Origin of the sequence: Nocardia miyunensis NBRC 108239 (assembly GCF_001613065.1) — a bacterium.
Classification (GTDB): domain Bacteria; phylum Actinomycetota; class Actinomycetes; order Mycobacteriales; family Mycobacteriaceae; genus Nocardia; species Nocardia miyunensis.
Genome location: NZ_BDBQ01000187.1, coordinates 1 through 1,473 on the forward strand (window position 1 = coordinate 1; position 1,473 = coordinate 1,473).

The 1,473-nt window shown below is 68.2% G+C and carries 2 protein-coding genes; both read right to left on the reverse strand.

What is annotated here, in order from left to right; all coding sequences use genetic code 11:
- Positions 1-904 (reverse strand): chaperone MoxR1 (moxR1, locus tag NM2_RS46895; protein ID WP_439957003.1); only part of this gene is annotated, 904 nt, incomplete at its 3' end.
- Between the two features lie 334 nt (positions 905-1,238).
- A partial coding sequence (locus tag NM2_RS46900; protein ID WP_084532422.1) for a sigma-70 family RNA polymerase sigma factor occupies positions 1,239-1,473 on the reverse strand: 235 nt, incomplete at its 5' end.

Consider the following 1,473-nt stretch of genomic DNA (forward strand, 5'->3'; position numbering starts at 1 on the left):
GGCGCAGCACGTCCGGGATCACCTCGACGACGTCCTGCGGCACGACGTAGTCACGGCCGCGGATCAGCGCGACCGCGCGCGCCGCGGCGATGATGCCCAGGCTGGCACGCGGCGAGGCGCCGTAGGCGACCCAGCCCGCGACGTCGTCGAGCCCGAACTCGGCCGGATTGCGCGTCGCGGCGATCACCCGCACGACGTAGTCGACCAGCGCGTGGTGCACGAAGGTGGTGGCCGCCAGCTTCTGCAGCCGGATCAGCTCCTCCGGGTGCAGCACGTTCTTCGGCTCGGGCGGGGTGACGCCCATCCGATAGATGATCTCGCGCTCCTCCTCCACCGAGGGGTAGTCGACGATCACCTTGAACAGGAACCGGTCCCGCTGCGCCTCGGGCAGCGGGTACACGCCCTCGCTCTCGATCGGGTTCTGCGTGGCCATGACCAGGAACGGGTCGGGCATCGGATAGGTCTTGCCGCCGATGGACACGTGCCGCTCGGCCATCACCTCGAGCAGTGCGGACTGCACCTTGGCCGGGGCGCGGTTGATTTCGTCCGCGAGCACGAAATTCGCGACGACGGGGCCCAGTTCGGTGTCGAACTCCTCCCGGCCCTGCCGGTAGATGCGGGTGCCGACCAGGTCGGTGGGCACCAGGTCGGGGGTGAACTGCACGCGAGAGAAGGAGCCGCCGACCACCTTGGCGAACGTCTCCACCGCCAGGGTCTTGGCGATGCCGGGAACGCCTTCGAGCAGCACGTGACCGCGAGCCAGCACGCCGACCAGCAGCCGCTCCACCAGCCGGTCCTGCCCGACGATGACGCGCTTCACCTCGTAGATCGCCTTTTCCAGGGTCTGGACATCGCGCTCGAGGGTGTTCGGCGCCGACTCGGGCGTATCCCTCACCGAATCCACTGCGCCTGCACCATCAGTCGAAGTCACCAAAATCCCCGCTTTCGCATTGGTCTTGTGCGTGCTGTCACAACTATTCCAGGTCCCGGCCCATGGTGCCGCAACCGGGCTGCGTGTTGTCACCGAGCCCACCGGCGGTACGGACCGCGCGTTTCCCGGCCTCCCCGCCCTTGCCGCACACCGTACGCGCCGACCACCACGGGCGGCCACCGGAATCCCGGACACCGCCACCCGAGCGGACCAGGCGGTCTCGCCGCGTCGTGATCGAATGCCGGGCTGTGATCGGATGCGGGCCGCGGCGGACGCCGCGAGTTGGCAATCCTGCCCGCGCTGCCCGCTATTCGAGGTAATCCCGAAGCAACTGTGCGCGCGACGGGTGACGTAGCTTCGACATCGTCTTCGACTCGATCTGCCGGATCCGCTCACGGGTGACGCCGTAGACCTTCCCGATATCGTCGAGTGTTCGAGGCTGCCCATCACCCAGGCCGTAACGCAGGCGCATGACGCCGGCTTCGCGCTCGCTGAGCGTGTCGAGTACCGACCGCAACTGCTCCTGCAGCAGGGTGAACGCC